At 58.0% G+C, this 20,749-nt stretch carries 18 protein-coding genes and 3 pseudogenes; 5 read left to right on the top strand and 16 right to left on the bottom strand.

Features of this window, described 5'->3' with window-relative positions; all coding sequences use genetic code 11:
* The first annotated feature begins 130 nt into the window (after positions 1-130).
* Together AC0L15_RS00430 and AC0L15_RS00425 are read left to right on the top strand one after the other, a co-directional pair.
* On the top strand, positions 131-2,320 hold the full coding sequence (locus AC0L15_RS00430; protein ID WP_287246335.1) for an anthranilate synthase: 2,190 nt from the start codon (positions 131-133) through the stop codon (positions 2,318-2,320).
* 28 nt (positions 2,321-2,348) lie between these two features.
* Positions 2,349-3,278, top strand: coding sequence for a cation diffusion facilitator family transporter (locus tag AC0L15_RS00425; protein ID WP_473495794.1), 930 nt, complete (start codon positions 2,349-2,351; stop codon positions 3,276-3,278).
* 6 nt (positions 3,279-3,284) lie between these two features.
* Here AC0L15_RS00425 and AC0L15_RS00420 read toward each other — a convergent pair whose 3' ends face one another.
* The 3 genes from AC0L15_RS00420 to AC0L15_RS00410 form a co-directional block, all read right to left on the bottom strand.
* A complete protein-coding gene (locus tag AC0L15_RS00420) occupies positions 3,285-3,671 on the bottom strand; it encodes a PIN domain-containing protein (RefSeq protein ID WP_473495793.1) in 387 nt (128 codons plus the stop codon).
* Positions 3,668-3,913, bottom strand: coding sequence for an antitoxin (locus tag AC0L15_RS00415; protein ID WP_287246330.1), 246 nt, complete (start codon positions 3,911-3,913; stop codon positions 3,668-3,670). The genes AC0L15_RS00420 and AC0L15_RS00415 overlap by 4 nt, the downstream gene beginning before the upstream one ends.
* A gap of 78 nt (positions 3,914-3,991) precedes the next feature.
* Entirely contained in the window at positions 3,992-5,068 is a 1,077-nt protein-coding gene (locus AC0L15_RS00410) for a hypothetical protein (protein ID WP_473495792.1), read from the bottom strand.
* A 140-nt stretch (positions 5,069-5,208) separates the two neighbouring features.
* Between AC0L15_RS00410 and AC0L15_RS00405 the strand changes: the two are divergent.
* The 3 genes and pseudogenes from AC0L15_RS00405 (at position 5,209) to AC0L15_RS00395 (ending at position 6,826) form a co-directional block, all read left to right on the top strand.
* Positions 5,209-5,645, top strand: a pseudogene (locus tag AC0L15_RS00405) (DsrE family protein).
* A gap of 78 nt (positions 5,646-5,723) precedes the next feature.
* Positions 5,724-6,477: pseudogene (locus AC0L15_RS00400) on the top strand (SDR family NAD(P)-dependent oxidoreductase).
* A 46-nt stretch (positions 6,478-6,523) separates the two neighbouring features.
* Positions 6,524-6,826 carry a putative quinol monooxygenase gene (locus AC0L15_RS00395; RefSeq protein WP_473495791.1) on the top strand — a complete coding sequence of 101 codons (303 nt, stop codon included), beginning with the start codon at positions 6,524-6,526 and terminating at the stop codon, positions 6,824-6,826.
* A gap of 234 nt (positions 6,827-7,060) precedes the next feature.
* Here the strand turns inward: AC0L15_RS00395 and AC0L15_RS00390 are convergent, their stop codons facing one another.
* The 13 genes and pseudogenes from AC0L15_RS00390 to AC0L15_RS00330 form a co-directional block, all read right to left on the bottom strand.
* Positions 7,061-9,049 carry a polysaccharide biosynthesis protein gene (locus AC0L15_RS00390; RefSeq protein WP_287323030.1) on the bottom strand — a complete coding sequence of 663 codons (1,989 nt, stop codon included), beginning with the start codon at positions 9,047-9,049 and terminating at the stop codon, positions 7,061-7,063.
* 136 nt (positions 9,050-9,185) lie between these two features.
* Positions 9,186-10,361 (bottom strand): DegT/DnrJ/EryC1/StrS family aminotransferase, encoded by a 1,176-nt coding sequence (locus tag AC0L15_RS00385; RefSeq protein WP_473495790.1) that lies wholly within the window; start codon positions 10,359-10,361, stop codon positions 9,186-9,188.
* Between the two features lie 3 nt (positions 10,362-10,364).
* Positions 10,365-11,003 carry an acetyltransferase gene (locus AC0L15_RS00380; RefSeq protein WP_287323032.1) on the bottom strand — a complete coding sequence of 213 codons (639 nt, stop codon included), beginning with the start codon at positions 11,001-11,003 and terminating at the stop codon, positions 10,365-10,367.
* Between the two features lies 1 nt (position 11,004).
* Positions 11,005-11,613: a sugar transferase gene (locus tag AC0L15_RS00375; RefSeq protein ID WP_287323033.1), complete on the bottom strand. Its 609-nt coding sequence runs from the start codon at positions 11,611-11,613 to the stop codon at positions 11,005-11,007.
* Positions 11,603-11,911 (bottom strand): glycosyltransferase, encoded by a 309-nt coding sequence (locus AC0L15_RS00370; protein ID WP_473495788.1) that lies wholly within the window; start codon positions 11,909-11,911, stop codon positions 11,603-11,605. Before AC0L15_RS00370 ends, AC0L15_RS00375 begins: the two co-directional genes overlap by 11 nt.
* Before the next feature lie 237 nt (positions 11,912-12,148).
* Positions 12,149-14,338: a hypothetical protein gene (locus AC0L15_RS00365; RefSeq protein WP_473495786.1), complete on the bottom strand. Its 2,190-nt coding sequence runs from the start codon at positions 14,336-14,338 to the stop codon at positions 12,149-12,151.
* Positions 14,339-14,368: 30 nt separating this feature from the next.
* Positions 14,369-14,599 (bottom strand): annotated as a pseudogene (locus AC0L15_RS00360) (hypothetical protein); the annotation flags it as partial.
* A 77-nt stretch (positions 14,600-14,676) separates the two neighbouring features.
* Positions 14,677-15,768: a glycosyltransferase family 4 protein gene (locus AC0L15_RS00355; protein WP_473495785.1), complete on the bottom strand. Its 1,092-nt coding sequence runs from the start codon at positions 15,766-15,768 to the stop codon at positions 14,677-14,679.
* A 404-nt stretch (positions 15,769-16,172) separates the two neighbouring features.
* A complete protein-coding gene (locus AC0L15_RS00350) occupies positions 16,173-16,373 on the bottom strand; it encodes a glycosyltransferase (RefSeq protein WP_473495848.1) in 201 nt (66 codons plus the stop codon).
* A 64-nt stretch (positions 16,374-16,437) separates the two neighbouring features.
* A complete protein-coding gene (locus AC0L15_RS00345) occupies positions 16,438-17,400 on the bottom strand; it encodes a glycosyltransferase (protein ID WP_473495784.1) in 963 nt (320 codons plus the stop codon).
* Positions 17,401-18,027 carry a class I SAM-dependent methyltransferase gene (locus AC0L15_RS00340; protein ID WP_473495783.1) on the bottom strand — a complete coding sequence of 209 codons (627 nt, stop codon included), beginning with the start codon at positions 18,025-18,027 and terminating at the stop codon, positions 17,401-17,403. It lies immediately after the preceding gene.
* Complete coding sequence (locus tag AC0L15_RS00335; protein WP_473495782.1) at positions 18,024-19,253, bottom strand: oligosaccharide flippase family protein; 1,230 nt, start codon at positions 19,251-19,253, stop codon at positions 18,024-18,026. Before AC0L15_RS00335 ends, AC0L15_RS00340 begins: the two co-directional genes overlap by 4 nt.
* Before the next feature lie 204 nt (positions 19,254-19,457).
* The gene (locus AC0L15_RS00330) at positions 19,458-20,645 is read right to left on the bottom strand and encodes an O-antigen ligase family protein (RefSeq protein ID WP_473495781.1); all 1,188 of its coding nucleotides are present in this window, start codon (positions 20,643-20,645) and stop codon (positions 19,458-19,460) included.
* Between the last annotated feature and the right edge of the window lie 104 nt (positions 20,646-20,749).

The raw sequence follows: 20,749 nt of genomic DNA, 5'->3' as shown, positions 1-20,749 counted from the left end.
AATGGAAGGTGGCCGCAACGGAATGTCCGGGCGGCCATTTGTTTTTTAAAGCCATGCCCCGGGTCCGTTGCTCCCAAGACGCTGAATTATCCAAGATGCTGAAATAGCCAAGACGCTGATGGAGACGGCAATGACGACGAAAATTCTGGAGAACGGGGCGGAGCGCTTCGTCACGGCGGGTGGCGTGACGATTACCCGCGAGCGCCATGACCGGCCTTACGAAGGCGCGATCGACGCCTATGTCGACGGGCTGAACGCGCGCCGTGGCGCCGTGTTTTCCTCGAATTACGAATATCCCGGCCGCTATACGCGCTGGGACACCGCCATCATCGACCCGCCGCTGGTGATCTCGGCGCGTGGCCGCGCCATGCGCATCGAGGCGCTGAACAGCCGTGGCGAGATGCTTCTGCCGGTGGTCGGCAAGGCGCTCGGCGGCCTTGACGAGGTGACGATCGCCGAGACGTCGAAAAAACTGATCCGCCTCGACGTGGCCAAGCCCGGCCGTGTCTTCACCGAAGAAGAACGCAGCCGCGTTCCCTCCGTCTTCACCGTGCTGCGCGCCATCACCGCTCTGTTCAAGACAGAGGAAGACGCCAATCTTGGCCTCTACGGCGCCTTCGGCTACGATCTCGCCTTCCAGTTCGATCCGGTCGACTACAAGCTCGAGCGCCGGCAAGGCCAGCGCGACCTCGTGCTGTTCCTGCCCGACGAGATTCTGGTCGTCGACCACTATTCGACCAAGGCCTGGACCGACCGCTACGATTATTCCAGAGACGGGTTTTCGACGCAGGGATTGCCGCGCGACGAAATCGTCGAGCCGTTCAGGACCGCCGACCGCATCCCGCCGCGCGGCGACCATGAGCCCGGCGAATATGCCAATCTGGTGCGCAAGGCGATGCAGAGTTTCAAGCGCGGCGACCTGTTCGAGGTGGTGCCCGGCCAGATGTTCTACGAGCGCTGCGAGACGCCGCCCTCCGACATCTCCCGCAAGCTGAAGGCCATCAACCCCTCGCCCTATTCCTTCTTCATCAATCTCGGCGAAGGCGAATATTTGGTCGGCGCCTCGCCCGAGATGTTCGTGCGCGTCAACGGCCGCCGTGTCGAGACCTGCCCGATCTCCGGCACGATCAAACGCGGCGGCGACGCCATTTCGGATAGCGAGCAGATCCTGAAGCTGCTCAATTCGAAGAAGGACGAATCCGAGCTGACCATGTGCTCCGACGTCGACCGCAACGACAAGTCGAGGGTCTGCGACCCGGGCTCGGTGCGCGTCATCGGCCGCCGCCAGATCGAGATGTATTCGCGGCTGATCCACACCGTCGACCATATCGAGGGGCGGCTGCGCGAAGGCATGGACGCCTTCGACGCGTTCTTGTCGCATGCCTGGGCGGTCACCGTCACCGGCGCGCCGAAATTATGGGCGATGCGCTTCATCGAGCAGAACGAGAAGAGCCCGCGCGCCTGGTATGGCGGGGCGATCGGCATGGTCAATTTCAACGGTGACATGAACACCGGCATGACGCTTCGCACCATCCGCATCAAGGACGGCATCGCCGAAGTGCGCGCCGGCGCCACGCTGCTCTTCGACAGCATTCCCGAAGAAGAAGAAGCCGAAACCGAACTGAAGGCATCCGCCATGATCTCCGCCATCCGCGACGCCAAATCAGGCAATGCCGCCGACACCGAACGCGCCACCGCGCGCGTCGGCGACGGCGTCAACATCCTGCTGGTCGACCACGAGGACTCCTTCGTCCACACGCTGGCCAATTATTTCCGCCAGACCGGCGCCAATGTTTCGACCGTGCGCACGCCTGTGCCGGACGAGGTCTTCGACCGGCTGAAACCCAATCTCGTCGTGCTGTCGCCCGGTCCCGGCACGCCGAAGGATTTTGACTGCGCCGCCACCATCAAGCGGGCCCGCGCGCGCGACCTGCCGATCTTCGGCGTCTGCCTCGGCCTGCAGGCGCTGGCCGAGGCCTATGGCGGAGAGCTGCGGCAGTTGCACGTGCCGATGCATGGCAAACCGTCGCGCATCCGCGTGTCGAAGCCGGGCATCATCTTTTCCGGCCTGCCCAAGGAGGTGACGGTCGGCCGCTATCACTCGATTTTCGCCGATCCGGTGCGGCTGCCCGACGGCTTCGTCGTCACCGCCGAGACGGAAGAAGGCGTCATCATGGCCTTCGAGCACAGCAAGGAGCCGATCGCCGCGGTGCAGTTCCACCCGGAATCGATCATGACGCTCGGCCACAATGCCGGCATGCGCATCATCGAGAACATCGTTGCTCATCTGCCGCGCAAGGCCAAGGAAAAGGCGGCTTAGCTCCGGTTTCGGCGACCGGAAGCAATCGATGACCGCTATTGATTCGAAAAACGCCGCCAAGCGCAAGGTCGCCAGCCTCGCGTTCTGGTCGATCATCATCGCCTTCGTCGTGCTCGGCCTGAAGCTGGCGGCGTGGTACGTCACCGGTTCCGTGGCGCTGTATTCGGACGCGCTGGAATCGATCGTCAACGTCATTGCCTCGGCCGCCGCCTATTGGGCGATCCAGGTCAGCCACAAGCCGGCCGACCAGGATCATCCGTTCGGCCACCACAAGGCCGAGTATTTCTCGGCTGTCCTGGAAGGCGTGCTGATCGTGCTGGCAGCCCTTCTGATCCTCAACGAAGTATGGTGGTCCTTGCGGCACCCCGTGCCGCTCGAACAGCCCTGGAACGGCCTCGCCGTCAACGGCGTCGCGACGGTGATCAACGCCTTCTGGGCCTTGACGCTGATCCGTGCCGGCCGTGCCGAGAAGTCACCGGCACTGGTCGCCGACGGCAGGCACATCATGACCGACGTGGCGACCTCGGTCGGCGTGCTCATTGGCCTGGTCGGCGCCGTGCTGACCGGCTGGCAAGTCCTCGATCCCGCTCTCGCCGTCATCGTTGCGCTGAACATCCTGTGGCAGGGCTGGCACGTCATCGGCTCGTCGATGAACGGTCTGATGGACCGCGCCGTCGACACGCAGGAGCACATGCGCATCCGCGACATCATCTCGGCCAATTGCAAAGGCGCGCTGGAAGTCCACGATCTGAAGACGCGGATTGCCGGCCGCGCCACTTTCATCGAGTTCCACCTGGTCGTCGACGCCGACATGTCGGTGGGCGCCAGCCACGTCATCTGCGACCGCATCGAGGATGCGCTGAAGGCGGAAATCCCCTCGGTGCGCGTCACCATCCATGTCGAGCCCGACGACGAGGCAAAACTGCCCAAGGGGACGACGGCCGTGCCGTTCGCGTGAGGCGATTCACCAGGTCTCGATTGTGAGGTTTTTAATCCGCTCGAATTCCCGTACATTGCGGGTTATCAGCGTGAGGTTCCGGGCACGCGCCTGCCCACCAATCAGCGCATCATAGGGACCAATCGGAATCCCCGACGTTGCAAGCGTCCCCCGAATCTCGCCGGCATGCCTTGCATCTTCCCGATCGAATTCGAGTATCGGGAACTGGAGGGCTTCGATCCGCGCCAGATTGTCGGCCTTTCGCTGGCTCTTTTGAGCACCGTAGTAGAGTTCGTGCACCACAATGGCCGAAAGCGCGAAATCCTGCGGCCTATATGACGTGAGCCGCGCCTGCAGATACGCGTCACCTTTCATGATCGCGATGACAGCATTGGTATCCAGCAGATAAATCACTTGAAAACGTCATCCAAACCCGGCCGGTCCTGCTCAGTTGGGCGTTCCAGTGCTGCCTCGGCGAAATCATCGTCGAGCGGACCTATCACCCGGTCAAGCCAGGCCCAATCCTTCGCGAGCGGTTCGAGAATTATACTCTGGCCATGGCGGCGTATCGAAACCTCATCGGTTTCGAAACGGAATTCCTTGGGCAGCCGCACCGCCTGCGAGCGGCCTGACCAGAACACCTTCGCCTTTTCCATCGTACCAATCTCCTCAACGATATATGGCAAAGATATATACCATCTCGCCACATAGACAAGATGGCCTGCCACAAAATCTCAAAGCGCGCAGGCAGCCTGCGGCATCGGCTCCAGCCGATAGACCTTGTCGTCGGATGCGGTCTCGCCTTCTGCCGCCTTCGAGCAGAGGTCGACGATCGGCAGGCTGCTGTTGGGATTGGCCAGCATCATCGTGCCGTTGGCGCCGCGGCGCAGAAAAATCTCCCTGGCCGCGATGTCGCAGGAAAAGTCGCTCGTCCTTGCGCTCGCCACACAGCGCCACTGGTCCGCTTCGCCGTCACAACTGTAGCTCTGCGTGACCTCTACGGCATTCTGGCGCGTGGTGACGGAAACGACTATCTCGGCGCCATCAGGCCAGCTTGCCGTCTCGCCGTCCTTGGCGAAGGCGGCCAGCTCGATCGGGCCCCGGAAAACCCGGATGGTGTGGGTAAGCTGATCGGGATGCGAGCCGAGATGCGCGGCATCGTAGTCGCGCCCGTAGCAGAACGGCTGGTCCGGTTTCAGCCGCTCGCGCAGCGGTGCTCCCAGCGCCGGATCGACCGGATCGATGCGCGCGAATTCGGCCTTGCAGGTCTCACCCGGCATGCGGGCGAGCCGGAAGCCGTCGTCTTCCGTGCCGAGTGCCTTCCTGGCGAAGTCCTTTTCGCCAAGCTCGTCCTCGGCGCCGGCATCGAGATAAAGGTTGCGATGCACGCCGGAGACGATCAGCCGGCCTTTTTCGTCGACGTTCAGCAAGGCCATGGTGCGGTCGCATTCCATGCCGCAATGGATCTCGCCCGATTGCGGATCATCCTTGCCGCACCAGCCGCCGACCCATTCGGGCTTGTTGGCGCCGCGCACCGTCGTCGCCAGAAAACCGTTGTAGCCGGATGGACCACTGCTCGGCTCCTCGTTCGGAGGGCTGACCGGATCGCTGCCATAGTAGAAGAAAATCCGTCCCACCTTCTGGTTCGGGTGCAGCTTGAGATGCGCGGCATCGTAGATGCGCCCGAAACAGCCATCCTTGCCGTCCGGGCTGAGTTCGGCGAGCTCAGCCGTATCCTCGGCAAGGGCCGTGCTGGCGACAGCGGCCAGCAAGGCGACGGCAAGTCCGGCGCCCACAATGGTCTTCCCCACAATGGTCCTCCAATGGTCTTCGATGTCATGTGCCCCTCCTCGCCCGACCCCTCTTCGCCCGACCACGACGTGACGTCAATTTATGCTAGGATCGAGGCCGAAGCCACGCAATTTGCCAGGACACACTGGAGAACGACATGATGCGACGCCGCGATATTTTCCGCGTCGGCCTTGCCGGAGCCGCCGGTCTTCTCGGGCAGCGCCAGGTCAAGGCCGCGGCCGTGGAAGAGGAAAGGCAGAAGGTCGCCTATCACCTCAGCGACCTCGACAAGGTCGGCTTCGTTTTGGGCAATATCAAGAACCACTATGAGGCACCGGCGGCAAGGTCGACATCGTGCTGGTCGTGCACGGACCGGCACTCGCCGCCTTCAAGTCGAAGAGCGCGTCGGTTGCCATTTCCAGCCGTTTTTCCGGCCTGGTCCGCGACGGGCTGACCCCGCATGCTTGCGCCAACACCATGCACGGTATGGATGTTGCGCTCACCGATCTCCTCGATGGCTTCCATGCCGCCGAGACCGGCGGCGTCGTCAAGCTCGCCGAATTGCAGCGCCAGGGCTACGCCTATTTGCGGCCCTGAACCTCTACGGACTTGAACATGAGCACGGCGAGGCCCTACGAAGAGCAGGAGAGTCGCGGAGGAATGCCAGCCACCACAATCGCCCCTGTCACCTCCCACCGCCCCTGTCACCTCAACCCTTGTCACCCCCACTTTGGCGACCTCGCCGGCAAGGCGGTGCTGGTCACCGCGACCGGCATCGGGGCGGCACTTGCACTGGCCTACGCCGCGCAGAAATGCCGCGTCGCGCTGCATTACAATTCAAGTCGGCGAAAACCAGGTTAAAACCATCCGCAACGGCGGTGGCGAGTTGTTCCCGGTCCCGGGCGATTTCTCGATCGCTGCCGATGTCGAGCGCGTCGTCGAGGACAGCGCGCAGCACTTCGGCCGGCTCGATGGCCTGGTCAACAATGCCGCCTCGGCCGCGTGCCTAAGCCGAACTGACCGAGGCGCATTACGACGCGGACCTCAACGCCCGCTCCGTGCTGACCGCATCACGCCAGGCGATGCCATGGCTGAAGTCCCAGGGCGGCTTCATCGTCAACACCTCGTCGATCGCGGCACGCAATGGCGCCGGCGGCGGCGCCGGCCTTTATGGCTCGGCCAAGGCCTTCGTCTCCACCCGCGGCATGGCCAAGGAACTGATCGGCTCGCGTCAACGCGGTGGCGCCGGGCACCATCGCGCCCCCTTTCCACGAGCGCTATTCGACCGAGGAGCAGGCCATGGTTGCCACCATTCCGCAGGGCCGCGCCGGCACGCCGCAGGACTGCGTCGGCGCCCTTCCTCTCGTCAGCCCTGCTGAGCGGTTGCATCACCGGCCACGAGGTGAACGGTGGCCAGTTGATGCCGTGAGCGGCGGCCTGCATACTTGTCGCAGCAAGCAACGGAGAACCCGGCAATGTATGGTCTGATCGGCAAGATGCGGGCGACGCGCGGCCAGCGCGACGCAACGATGGACGTCCTGCTGGCCAGCACCGGCGCCATGCCGGGCTGCCTGAGCTATATCATCGCCACCGATCCGGCCGATGCCGACGCGATCTGGGTGACCGAGGTATGGACCGACCAGGCAAGCCACAAGGCTTCGCTGCAATTGCCGGAAGTCCAGGCGGCGATTGCCAGGGCGCGGCCGATCATCGCCGGGTTCGAGTTCCAGGTGGAAACGCATCCTGTTGGTGGGTTTGGGTTGGCTGAGGCGGGATAGGCTGGCGGGACAGCGCCCCCTCTGTCCTGCCCTTTTTGCCAGACTCGGCATCTCCCCACTTGGGGGGAGATCGGCCGTCGTCCCGGCTTTCGCGAATCTCTGATGGTGCGGGCGGGACGCTGAAGCTGCCAATCTCCCCCCTCGTGGGGGAGATGTCCGGCAGGACAGAGGGGGGCGCGAAGGATCGCGACGCAAGGCGTATGTCTTGACGCGAGCAATACCACAGTGGCGACTTCAGACACTTTGCGCACGTTCACCCGCTGCCACTATTTTCTCTGCCGCAACCGGAGCCACCGAAGGCGAATTGCGTATTAAAGTCGGCGTGCCACCGTCTATCGAATTTCCTGAATAGCCCTCCACCAGCCGGTGAAGAAGGTTGGAGACCGCTTCCAGGTCAGATCGCTCAACAGCAGACCTCAGCGTGATCATCGCTCCATCAATTTGTTCCAGATCACTCGGCGCATCTAGCGATCGCATGATCTTGGGGTGTTTCGTTGGGGTCGAGTTTCCGTCCACAAGGAGTTCCTCAAACAATTTCTCACCGGGCCTTAAGCCGCTGAAGATGATCTCGATGTCACCGGTGGGATTTTCCCGGTCCTTTACCTCCAAACCAGAGAGACGAATCATGCGTTTGGCCAAGTCCAAGATCGATACCGGAGCGCCCATATCAAGCAAAAAGACATCGCCGCCCTGGCCCAGACTTCCGGCCTGAATCACCAGTTGCGCCGCTTCGGGAATGGTCATGAAATAGCGAATCACGTCGGGATGGGTAACGGTGACAGGGCCGCCAGCCGCTATCTGTTTCTGAAAAAGTGGAATAACCGAACCGGACGAGCCCATGACATTGCCGAAGCGGACCATGCTGAAAGTCGTTTTGTCCGCGCTTTGTTGAGCTCTCTGGAATACCAATTCCGCCAGCCGCTTTGAGGCCCCCATCACGTTTGTTGGGCGAACCGCCTTGTCTGTCGAGATTAATATTACGCGCGTTACCCTACAGCGCGCGGCAACTTTGGCCACGCATTCAGAGCCAAGTGTATTGTTACGAATCCCCTCGAATGGATTGGCCTCGACCAACGGCACATGCTTGTAAGCCGCGGCATGGAAGATGGTTTCGATTCCATGCAGCCTGACGATTTGCTCGAGTCTGCCCTGGTCGCAAACCGAGCCGAGCACGGCGTGCAACTGGGCACCAAGTGCCCCCGGCATTGCATTGAGTTCCTGCTCGATTGAATAGAGCGAAAACTCGGAAATTTCGAATAAAACAAGCAGCCTCGGAGACATCCGCGCGATCTCCCGGCAAAGCTGCGAGCCTATCGATCCGCCAGCCCCGGTCACCATGACAGCGCGACCACGTACTGAGGTGAACAGATCTATATCGGGATCCACGGCGTCGCGGCCAAGCAACTCCTCGACGCCTACGGTACGCAACCTGTCGATAGTCTCGACCCCCGAGACAAGCTCCACCATGGAAGGAATCGTCTGTACGCGGATGGAGCGCTGTGACAGAAATCTGACGATCTCCTTGCGTCGGCTTCGCGAGATCAATGGCAAAGCCAATAGCACATCATGGACATCATACTTGGTCAGGAGCGCATCAATATCGACGGGCATGTGGACCCGACGTCCGGCAACAAGGCTACCGGTCAGACTGGGGTCATCGTCCAGAAAGCCGACAGGGCTGAATTCCTTGGCTGCATCAAGGGCAGCCACCAGTTGAATGCCGCTTTCACCGGCGCCATACACCAGGACGGGCCGCCGATTGGAGCCGCGCTCGTGCAACCAGTGATAGTAGCTCCTCAGCCCGGCTCTTACGCAGACCATAGCACCGATCAACACCAGGCCGAAAATAATCGGCGTTGAGCGCGGCAGAAACATACGCTCATTGAAATAACCGAGCGCGGCCAGCACGAGCGACAGAACCAGCCCAGCGCGGGCAATGCGTATAACATCGTGGCGACCCATCGAACGCAGGACAAAGCGGTAGAGCCCGATCGAGTAGAATATGATCGCCCCGATAATGGGCAGCACGAGAAGCAGCCACCATGCGCGGCTCCACACTTCCAGTGGCCAGAGCGTTCCCAGCCTGGTGGCGACGGCCGCCCACAGCGACGCTATGATCAGGAGGCTGTCAGCCGGAACCAGAATGAAGCGTTTCTGGACGCGCGTTAGCCGACGCGCCCAGATATGCGGCAGGTCGAGTATCTTGTGCAGTGCAGCAATCATCTTGCCTCACCTCGGTTTGTCGACGTGAGATGGAACATCAGTGGAGGTCGAACGCCCCCTTCTCGGAGGGGGAATTGAGATGGAAGCATGAGTTTATCTAAATCGCCCTGGCGCAAAAAGACTTCATTTCGCGTCGTTATCGCATCGCCAGAGCGGAAAGTTCCGCAATGACGCTTTGCGTCTTTTCGATTTCGGCGCCTGTTAGCGTCGGATGAACGAGGAACATTAGGCTAGTCTCGCCCAGTTGCCGTGCAATAGGCAGTCGTTCGGCGGGGCGCCAGCCGGTGCTATCGAATGCCTTTTCAAGGTATATTTCCGAGCAAGAACCGGAATAACAAGGCACTCCGCGAGCCACGATCTCGGCAATGAGCCTGTCGCGCGTCCAGTCCGCTTTCAAAACCTCCGGTCGGACGAACACGTAGCATTTGTACCAACCATGCTCAACATGATCTGGCATGTCGGGAACGCGAAGAACGGCGGAATTTTTTGCCGCTTCCAGAATGGCTTCCGCATTCCGCGTCCTGGTCTCGTGCCACACTTCTATCTTGCGCAACTGAAATCGGCCGATGGCCGACTGAAGCTCAGGCAGCCGCCAATTCGTGCCAAAACTCTCATGTAGCCAGCGGAACCCCGGCACGTGCTGGCGCCCATAAACGGCGTCCCAGGACTTGCCATGATCCTTGTAGGACCACATGCGCGACCACCAATCGGCATTGTCGGTGGTGACCATGCCGCCCTCTCCCGCGGTGGTCATTATCTTGTCCTGACAGAAAGACCACGCGGCGATGTCGCCCAGGCTGCCGACCGGCCGGCCCCTGTAGCGCGCGCCATGCGCCTGCGCGCAGTCTTCCACCAGGTAGAGATCGTTCGCCGCGGCGAGGTCGCGCAATCCGTCCATCTCGCAGGGCCAGCCTGCCAGATGCACGGCAAGAATGGCCTTTGTCCGCGCCGTCAGGACGGGTTCCACGGTTTCAGCTGTTATGTTCTGGCTGGCTCTGTCAACATCGGCGAAAACCGGCACCGCTCCGGCATTGACGATCGAGGATGCGGAAGCGAGGAAGGTCCGCGGCGTGACGACGATCTCGTCGCCCGGCGCTATGTCCAGGGCCTTCCAGGCCAGATCCATGGCCACCGTGCCATTCGCGACCGCGACGGCATGTTCTGTTCCGGCCCATTTTGCGAATTCCCGTTCGAACAGGCGGCCTTCCTCGCCGGTCCAGTAATTGACACGGTTCGACAGCAGTATTTCACGGGCGAGATTGCCTTCCTCGGCCGAGAAAGAGGGCCATGGAGAAAAACTCGTGCCAAGCATCTGCTATGTCCCCGTACGTGTTCGCGCCGGAACACCGGTCGCCGTCTGCGAATCGCCTATGTCCATGACCACCGCGGCACCCGCGCCGATCATCACGTCCCTGCCGACGGTCACGCTCTCTCTGACGACGGCACCAATGCCGATCCAGCTCCGCTCACCGACGGCGACCTGCCCCGCCAGGCAGGCCCCCGGTGAGATGTGGACGCCGTCACCGATGCGGCAATCATGATCGATGGACGCGCCGGTGTTGACGATGACGGCTTCGCCAATCCTCGCGCCGGCATTGACCACCGCACCCGGCATAACGACTGTCCCCCTGCCGATGACCGCATAGCGGCTGATTGTGGCAGAGGGGTGAACGAAGTGAGGCACGGCAAAGCCGTTCTCGATGAGCCTGCGATGCAGTTCCAGGCGTGGGCGGTTGCTTCCGATTGTGGCAATGGCAGTTTTTCGTGCTTCGGTCGGGGAATTGAGGTCATCGACGGTCCCGATCACCGGCCAGATCAGGTTGATGCGAAGTTCCGGCCAAAGTCTGTCGAGGAAGGCGATGTCGTTCCAGCCGAGCGCCTCGGCGATCTCCGCGACCACGCGCCCGTGCCCGCCGGCACCAAGCAGCAGCAGCGGTCCTTCAGGCCGCGCCATGCTATCTGCCGCCCCGGAACCGAGGCATGGTCGCCTCTCCGGCCGCGCTGATGCCATCGCGCCGCACGACCTTCAGAAGCGTCATCCAGAGGATCTTCATGTCCAGCCGGATGCTCCGGTTGTCGACGTACCAGACGTCGAGGCGAAACTTCTCGTCCCAGCCCAGCGCATTGCGGCCATTGACCTGGGCCCATCCGGTGATGCCGGGGCGCACATCGTGCCGGCGTGCTTGCTCGGGCGTGTAGAGGGGCAGATACTCCATCAGCAGCGGCCGCGGCCCGACCAGGCTCATGTCGCCCTTCACCACGTTCCAGAGTTCCGGAAGCTCGTCCAGGCTGGTCGAGCGCAGGAATATGCCGAAGGCGGTGAGCCGCTGCTCATCGGGCAGCGGGACGCCTTGGCGATCAAACCCCTCGCGCATCGTGCGAAACTTCCACATCTCGAAGGGGATCCCGGCAAGCCCGGGCCTGTTCTGGCGAAACAGGACCGGCGAGCCCATGCTCATCCACAGGACTGCTGCAATGCCTGCGAGGACCGGCGAAAGCAGCACCAGCAGTAAACTGCTCGCAACCAGATCGAATGTCCGTTTTAAGGAATTGCTATACTTCATTCTGGGACGGCTGCGGCGAGAGTGCGTTCGAATGCTGATTGGGAGATGCCAGGACTCTTTGCAGGCAGGCGTGGGTTGCAGCGATGCCCGCCGCGAATGAATATCCCGAGTAATAGGCCTCCCGAGCGCGCGAGCCCGTCAACTCCAGCTCGTGCCGCGGCAGCCGGGCCATGTGCACCATGCCCTCGGCGACCTTCTCGACATTCTCGGGTACAACCGGCCAGCCGGCCCCTGCATCGCTGACGAGATCGGACCCCTCCCCACGCACGCCAATCAGCATCAGTTTACCCATATCCATGTAGAACTACTTCTTGGAAGAGACCTCGAACAATGGATCATCGCGCGATTCTAACAAATTGAGAGACAGGGCTTAATTGGTAGCGGAACGCTGACCCCAACTCCGGTGCGCTACTAGACTACGCTACTACGTACACTCACGCCTAGAAGATCGGGCGCTGTGGCGCAAGGGGGCCGACGTGCAATTAACGCCGTGCCGCAACGCTCGTGGGCAGGCCATCATTTTGACGCGCGGCGCTCACTCCAGAGCCGGCAGGCTGCGCCAGACATCGTTTCCGTTGTATCGCCCTTTCTCGCCCCTGGCTGGGATGTATCTCCACTCGTGCACCGTTCCGTAGCGAGGCATCTCGAGAACCGCTGTCAGGCCGGGAATGCCGTTGATAGTAGACGCAGGCGTAGATGGGACGACCATCCTCGCCGTATTGCGCCAGGTGATGGCCGTGTCCATAGTAGCCGTGCCGCCGCCAGAGAGATTGGCTCCCGAGACACTTATATTCATCCCAGATTTTCCCAGCGTGACGGAATCGCCGTCCGATCCAGCGCCAATGGCAGTTAGACCAACAATTCCGCTTGATATGTCGCCGGATGCTTGCACATTACACTTAGGGCGATGGCTGTTGATATAGTTGACCAGAGCAACCGCTGTCATGAGATAAGTCGCCCCTATGTTGACCTGGGCACCAGTCGCCCCGCCCGCCACGAACTTAATGGTGTGCCCGTTAATGGTGGCCATATCACCCGGCGAGACATTCCCCGAGGCGATAGTGATCGAACCGACTGACCAGCGCTCTATCGGTAACATCTTGGCTGATGCGAACTCACCCGAGACGGCAACAACGGCGTCTCCTGCACTGGTGACGAAGACATCATTCGGAATCCGCATCAAATAAGACCCGCTCCATTCCAGTGTCGGCTGGAGGTAAATATGCTCTTTGGTGGCAGTCGAGCCACCGATCCCGATTATCGCTCTCGTACATGCGGGGTTGCCGCCACGAATTGCTATCGTCCCAAAAGCCCCGCCCAAAAAGGAATCGAGCACACCGTCTGTAGTGCACTGGTTGAACTCCATACTGCGGGTAAGGTCGTCATGGGACACCTCACCATTTACATAGGTACCAGTCTGAACAGAAACCCCGCTCTCAAGGCAGAAGTGCGTACGGTTAAACTTCACCGAGGACGCTGACGAGTCGTTCCAAATCTGCAACGAAGAGGCTGTGGCGGTGTAGGTGTCACTGGCCCTGAGCCGGAATTCGCCACCCTGAAACTCTGCCTGGCAGCGCTGAATGCGGTCAACGGCCGTAAAGATGCAGTTTTTGAACTTGCCCTTGACCTTGTAGAGGTTCACGATATTGAGGCCGATGCCATCGGTGTTCAGCGCAATGATGTCGCTCGCAATAACGTTGGCGAAGTTCGTATCTCCCGCCAGGTCCAGGGCGCCCCGCACCAGCATTTGCGATAGGAACATCTGATGCTTAGCGTTGGTGAATGACGGCTCCATCTCGAAGGCATCGCCCTCGAAATTGTTGATCACGCAGGACACCAAAGGAATGCGAGAGAACTGGATGTCCGATCGTACCCGACGTGTCCTGCCCCACGCCTTAAAATCATCAGCAACGAAGCGGTTAATCGCGACCGCACCCTGAAAGCCGTCCGCAATGCAGCTGGTCATTCTCATGCCGTAGAGTTCGAGCGCGTCGAATGTTCCAGCAATCGCTGCCGTCCTCAATCGAAGATTGGCGCTCTGCTCATGTGCGAACCTGCTGCCGGCGTCGTATGGGCAACTGGCTTCGTTGCCGTCGAACGTAAACTTTTCCAGCGTCAGTTTGCCATTGGCATTGGCGTATACCCATGCGAGAGCCGACGACCCGGCGATGGTCGCTGAGCCCGCCCGCTTGATGACACTGTCCTCCCCATGCCCGAAAACGCGCAGAAAGCCGGTGCCGGCTGATGGATAAATGTTCCAGCCAGTCTTGGCTCCATTGTTGGCGGCTACATAGAATGTGCCCTTGTCGACCTCGATGTCAATCTTGTTTGCCTCACACCAAGTCGAAAGCGCATCCAGTTTGGTACGATTGCCGCTCGCCTCGTCCTGATCATCGGGAATGATGCCGGCCTGTCGAAGGCTGATTCGGTCATGTGTGGGCAGGATCTGGAAACCGCGCCCTGCGGCGTCGGACAATCCCCCCGGTGAGGTCGCGTCTCCCTCAATAAAGCTCGCGGCGCCCCGATCCCCCGCAGCAGAATGGCCATTCGTGCGGAACGAAATGAAATCTTTCGGCACTTCAAGCGATTCGACCGCGAGAGCGCTGGAATAGACTGCGCCGTTTCCCTGGCTGGCTGTGGCTGCAACTGCCGTTGTAGTTGCTTGTGCGGGCGGAAGAGAAGCCATAGTAACGAGCGCGGTACGTCGGGTGATTTTCTCGCTCACAAAGGTGCTCCCGTTTGAATGCCCGCCCAGCTATGGGCTGTGCAGACGCTTTTCGACCGCGGGAACGATTGCCGCCGTCATGGTTTCGAGCCCAGGGGCTTGAGGACCGGCACAACGCCTTTGCTGTGATTTCAGCGAACACAGATCGCCAGCGGTGCCGATTACGGGCCAGACCAGATTCGTACGAAGTTCTGGCCACAGGTTGTCAAGGAAGGCAATGTCGTTCCCACCAAGTGTCTCGGCGATATGCGCTACAACCCGCCCATGTCCGCGGCACCAATCAGATTACAGGCGACACATAAAACTCCTAGCGTGGCGAGCGCCACGTCAAGCGTTCATCATTGTTCCCCGGCAGGAGTCGGCAGTGGGGGCAGTCCTTCTAGCCCAGCATGGCGCATGATTTCCACGTTCACCAGGTTGACGTCGTATTTTTCCTCGGCAATGCGGCGAGATTCCGCGCCCATACGGCCGGCCAAGCCTGGATTCTCTGCGAATCGCATCATTGCTACAGAAAGTGCGGCCGCGTCCTTGGGGGGTACAAGATAGCCGTTCCTCCCCACTTCAACCGTTTCACGACAACCTGGTGCATCTGTGGTGATCACGGCACGTCCCATAGCCATGGCCTCGAGCACGGAGCGCGGGGTGCCCTCTCTATAAGAGGGCAGGACAAAGACGCTGCTTTGGGCGATAGCCGGCCGAACGTCCTCCAACCTGCCGATGAACTCGACGCCCGCCTCCATGATTGCATTTAACTCCGCTTGGCTAATGCAATCCGGCGATTTGTCTAGATAGCCCACGAGGCGAATCGAGACCTTCGGATGCCGCGCTTTAACCAAACGTGCAGCATCACCGAACTCCCGTATACCTTTATCTCCAAGTAGCCGAGCAATCATCAGAAAGGCAGGGTCCTCGGGCATGGGTACGGGAGCGAAATGCGACAAATCGATACCGGACCCATTCACAACAGCGCTCGGCACTTGCTTGGGTAGGAGCCTAAGCGAACGGAAGAGCGCCATGTCGTCCGGATTCTGAAAAAGCACAAAGTCAGCGCGCGCCAGGGCAAGCCGGTAGAGCGCAGTCGCGATTGCACGAGCGAGCAATCGTTTTGGCTGATACCCGGCGGTGAATGCGTAGCCGAGTCCACTGATCAGAGGCACGATACGCCTTACGCCTACGGCTCGAGCCGCCAGCGTACCCCAGATGACTGGTTTAATTGTATACGGAATGACGACGTCTGGATTGACGGCTCGAAAAAGAGCCTTCAATGATCTGAAAGTGGCTACATCACTCAATGGATTGAACGAACTGCGCCCCATGACCACCTGATGGGGTTGTGCACCGAGTTCACAGAACGCCTCCATTAAGTCATTGGACATATCCGGAGCCGCAGCATGAACAGCATGGCCCTTTGCGATGGCCGCCTTGATCAAGGGACCTCGAAAATTGACGATCGAGGGTGCAAAGGAACCTAGAAATAAGACATTCATTCGTGAAGACCTGCACTTCTTTTACAGCTGCATACGCAGACGGATGCGATCACCACCCGTGCAAACTAGATCCCGTTCGGGCCCTTATCTAGCCGCTTGCATCGCTCGAGACATGGTCCTAAGCAGCCGCAGTCTCCGGCGAGAACAGCGGGCCGGGGTCGGTTCCTCGTATCAACGCACGTCCCTGAACAAAGGTGAAACAAGTGGCCAAACCGGGAGGGCTGCGACGGCCCCGATAGCTATGCCATAGGCTCGAAGCGGGAAGTCGAGGAGCCGCGGGCTGGCGACCGGCAAGCGACTTGCAGCACCTCGATGCCCCGCTGCAAGGTCGAGCAGTACCGCCACGACTAGCGCCCGCCCCAGGGAATGATCAAGGCTTCCGACCAGAACAGAACCGTCAAGATGGCAGGCGGTTGCGACGCCAACCGCAGGCGCGTATCGCCGACGCGTTCGGCAACGGCCACGCTATCATCGGTGGAGTTGTTATCGCAGACGAGAACTTCGAGCTCGGCGTCCTGATTCAGCGCGCTCAGGATCGTTTCACCAATGAAGTGCCCATAAATTGTAACTTGGAATGTGAGAAACGCACGACAAACTCCTTGGCAAACCGCCTCAACGATGGAAGCGCGTTAAGCGCAGCCTTTCTGCACGTACAGGCCCGAACATCCTGCAAAGAGCTCGATAAACCCAACCGCCCCATAGGTAATCCTGAACGCCACAGGACCTCGCCGCATCGAAGTAAATCTCCGCTTCCGCAAGCCTTCCAGCTCGAATACAACGTCGACCGCCCGCCCAATACCGCTTCGCAATCGTCTCGATAATACGGCGCTCTATATTCGCCCCCATCCCATCCACAATTCTCTGGTACTCACGATTAATTCTGTCCAAATCATGGAACGGTGACGATCGAGCGAACTGCTGATTGGAAATCCTCCCAGAGCTATCGTGTTCTCTGATCTTGAGACCGACAAAAGGATTCCTAACGAAAGAATAACCGGCCAACGCCAAACGCAGATGAAGGTCTCTTTCTTGACCTTGTTTCAGGGTAGGATCGAAACCTCCTACCTTATCAAGCGCCTCCCTTCGATGCATCGGTGAGGAAGTCTGTATTATCTGCCGGACCACTTGCGATACGGAACTTTCGCCAACCTTTAATGGCAAAAGCTGCTCTCGTCGCAACGTCTCAGTTAGATCGGAGTTCATATAAACACGATCACAGACCGATAACATGTCATTTGATAACGTTTTGGAGAACTTCACTTGGGAAGAGAGATAAGTTGGTAACAACTGATCGTCCGAATCGAGAAATACTATAAACCGCCCCCTAGCTTCATCCAACCCCCGATTCCGAGCTGCAGCAGCGCCCCGACGTGCCTGAGAGACAACTCGTATGCGTTCAAATTCGTTTGAAGCTGCTTCCACTGACCCGTCGGTTGATCCATCATCGACAACGATGACCTCAAACAACTCATAATCTTGAGACAGAGCGCTTCTGATGGAGCCTCTAAGGTAAAGACCTCCGTTCCAATTTGGGATAATAATAGAAACGAAATCACGTGGCGGAGGATTATTCATCTATCTCCTCTCGCAAATGAAAAAGTGATGATACGTGTTCTCTATGGGACGGAATCGACTACCAATCGTGAAGTATCTCTCAAGCTTAGCAATAAATGTGGCAGTTGAAAAACCATGCTTTCCCAACTCCCAGTAATGTTCTCCATCGAATCGATGCTTCGGCAAAAAAACTCTTGGCAACGAGAACACACGTTCGAAGTGCAGGCGACGATTTATTCGCACCGAAACCGCTATATTTCTACTAATATCCGGCACGCTTATCACCGCATATCGTCTTGTAACGCGATGGATTTCTTCCAGCGCCCGTTCCACGTCCCCAAAAGGGATATGCTCCAACACCTGAAATGCGCATACCAAGTCGAACGCACTGTCATCAATCGGCATACGCATTAATGAACCCAGTATGTCTGGTTCTAGATCACTTGCTATATCGAGCGTCGTTACAGGGATCCCAATATTGCGCAGCAAACGAGAGAATGTACCGTCGCCAGGCCCAACTTCCAACACAGAGGCAGGGTCGTATTTAGACACCTCTCTTAACTGATACCAAAAACTATTCCATCGCGTCCTCCTGACGTACTTATCAAAGTTATAATGGGCGCGATCGACTTGTGCGAACTCGGTCAATTTGGGCTCCCTTTTGCATCGAGCATGGAGAATGCGATCAAAAACACATATAGAAAGGACGAAGTGAGACTGAGCGCTAAGACAAATTGAAACGCCGTTAGGTCATATAATTCCGAAAAAATGCACAGAAGAATCTTAATAAAGACAGATAGTACTTCATAAGAGAGTAGGATGCCCTGTCGTCGCCGCACCGTCAAGGCGACTACAGCTGGTTTGTTTATGAACATAAAATATGCTGAGGCTCCAATCGCTTGCGCAAAACGGCCCGCATCAATCCATTCAGGACCAAAGGCGATAGAAAACACCATAGGAGAAAAAAGACCTATAAGAAGAAAAGGCGGAAAAGCCAATGCAGCAATAACAGAAGAGTAGCGCGTTATAATCGGATGTAGGGAGTGTCCCATTCGCTCGAAGTCGGTCATACTCGCCATAATAACGCTTGAAACGGCCTGACTAAATAATGCAGCAGGAACGCCGAGCATCGACATAGCCAGGGAATAGAACCCGGCATCATCAGATCCATAGTTAGAATTGATAAAGAGAATGGGAAAACCAACTGAAAACATATTTATAAAAGTCTGTGGTGTCCGCAGAAACACAAAATCTCGATACCCCCAAACCGCGCGTGGTATGATACGTATGCGTGAGATAAGTGATGGTGGTCGTAAACGCCGTCCCAGAAATGGAATGATTGACGCGATTACGCCAAGAATATAAGTGGCAATCATTGTGGTAGTCGTTGCCAATAGCATGCCCCCGGCAAGGCGAAAGGCCGAAATTGAGATCGAGGAGGTTAGGTAGTGTAAGGAGATCAGGGCGAAGCCTCTGTCTCGGAGAGCCAATCCGACCTGCACCAGCGCGATTGAATTAAATAGGACAGAAAGCGGAAGTAGTAACGCGACAGTTTTGTTAACGCCGACAACGTCCACAATAAAGCTGGCAGGGAGAGCCAGGAGTAAAATGAATAATAGCAATGTCACGGATATTATGGAGACATATGTTGCGATGACCAGGCCATGAACGCGATATGCCCATTTCTCGATGACATAGGCTTGATTTAGGCTTAGTGTTGCAAAGGCCGAGAAAAGGGAGGTGTATGTAATAAATGCGGCTTGAGCACCAAAGCTATCTGGGGCATACAATCGCGTGAGTATTGGGGCCACGATAATTGTTATGGCTTGCCCGGCAGCATTCGCGCCCGCTATTTTCAGGATGTTGTTGAGCATTAATCACTTAGCGTCATGAGGGTGTGTGGCTTAGTTTTCGAAAACAACGGGAAAAAAGGCATATTTCTTCCCAAGGGGCTAGCCCGTGCCTGGCCATAAGAACCACATGTGGCTCTGCGCCAAGAGCCTCAAATTTTTCTCAGAAGTGGGCTAAGAAATCTCAGGCGCCACAGACCACCCACTCGGTCGAAGAGTCAACGATGATCAAAGCCCTGAGCGCTGTTTGCGCAATCCGCCTAGTATAACTCCCTGCGCCGCAATGCACCCAAGTACGACCCAAAGCCAACTGAAGCGAATCCCGTTGTGAGTTAACCCGTAGAGAACTGCTGGGAGGAAATACAGTGTGTGACGCCATAATGTCCCCTTGAACACCTGCATGATTAAAAGCAGGAATAAAACAACGCCAACTAGCCCATATGACATCAATATCGATGCAAAGGTAGAATGCAATTCCAGTGCAGGACCAGTGTCGACAAATCTTTCATATGCCCCTTCACCAGCCCCGAAAAAGATATATTCCAAATTATTCTCAATTCGCTCGTAGCCTCGAGTAGAATACTCGTCTATATTTCGTCCCTGCAACTCATCCAAACGCTGCTCCCACGAGGACACAACCTCGAGTCTTTGAAGATAAGTCCCGATAATGCCGCTCGATAATAAGATCGGTAGCGAGCAAAGGACGGCAACAACACCGGCATTTAGCAGCCGACGGCTGCATCCCTGTATAACCAGTATTGCCGCACAGCCGGCCACTGCAGCGACGATCGCTGCTCTGGACAGCGAACTTGCTGCTAAAAAGACCAACGCTGTTAGAGCAGCCACGTCTGGTGCTGCCAACCGCTTTCCACCGAGGCTGTAGCCGAGGCAAGCAATATTCAAGACAGCCCAGTAACCAAGCTGATTTGGATTGTCAAACGTACCTGCTTTGCGCAGTCCGGACGAAACAAAAAGAGTGAAAAGCAATTGAAGCGAAACTGACGCAAATACGGCAATTCGGAGCCACGAAAAGAACTCCCTTGGCTTGTCGAGAGCCATAGCTAACGTTATTAGAAACACTATAAAGTTGAACAGATAAAATACTGTTGCAAACAACAGCTTTCTGTCCTCGTACCCCGCATACGTTACAACGTTGACTAGTAAGACCCATCCGAGTAGCCCCACCGCACAATTGATAAACGTTACGGGAACAAGATTCGAAACCTTTCGGGCGACCAACGGAACAAGCGCAAATACAATGAAATCTGCCGGCTGCGGCAGACCTGACTTGAAAATGTGGAACATCCCACCGACATAAAACGCAAGAAACAGAATCAAGGGCAGGCGAAGTGCGGCAGGAGCCTCCTGTTCCGTTTGCAGGTGTCGTCTTGAAAAGCGAGCTAAGTGATTGTTCATTAGTATTCCAGTGATCAAGCCGATTTATCGCAATTTCGAGCCGAAGTCGGCCATTTTCGCCAGGCGAATCTCCGGCGGCGGGTCGGCAAATAGCCCCGGTCAAA

The sequence above is a fragment of the Mesorhizobium sp. WSM4846 genome (assembly GCF_055811415.1).
This window is presented reverse-complemented; position numbering and strand designations above follow the sequence as displayed.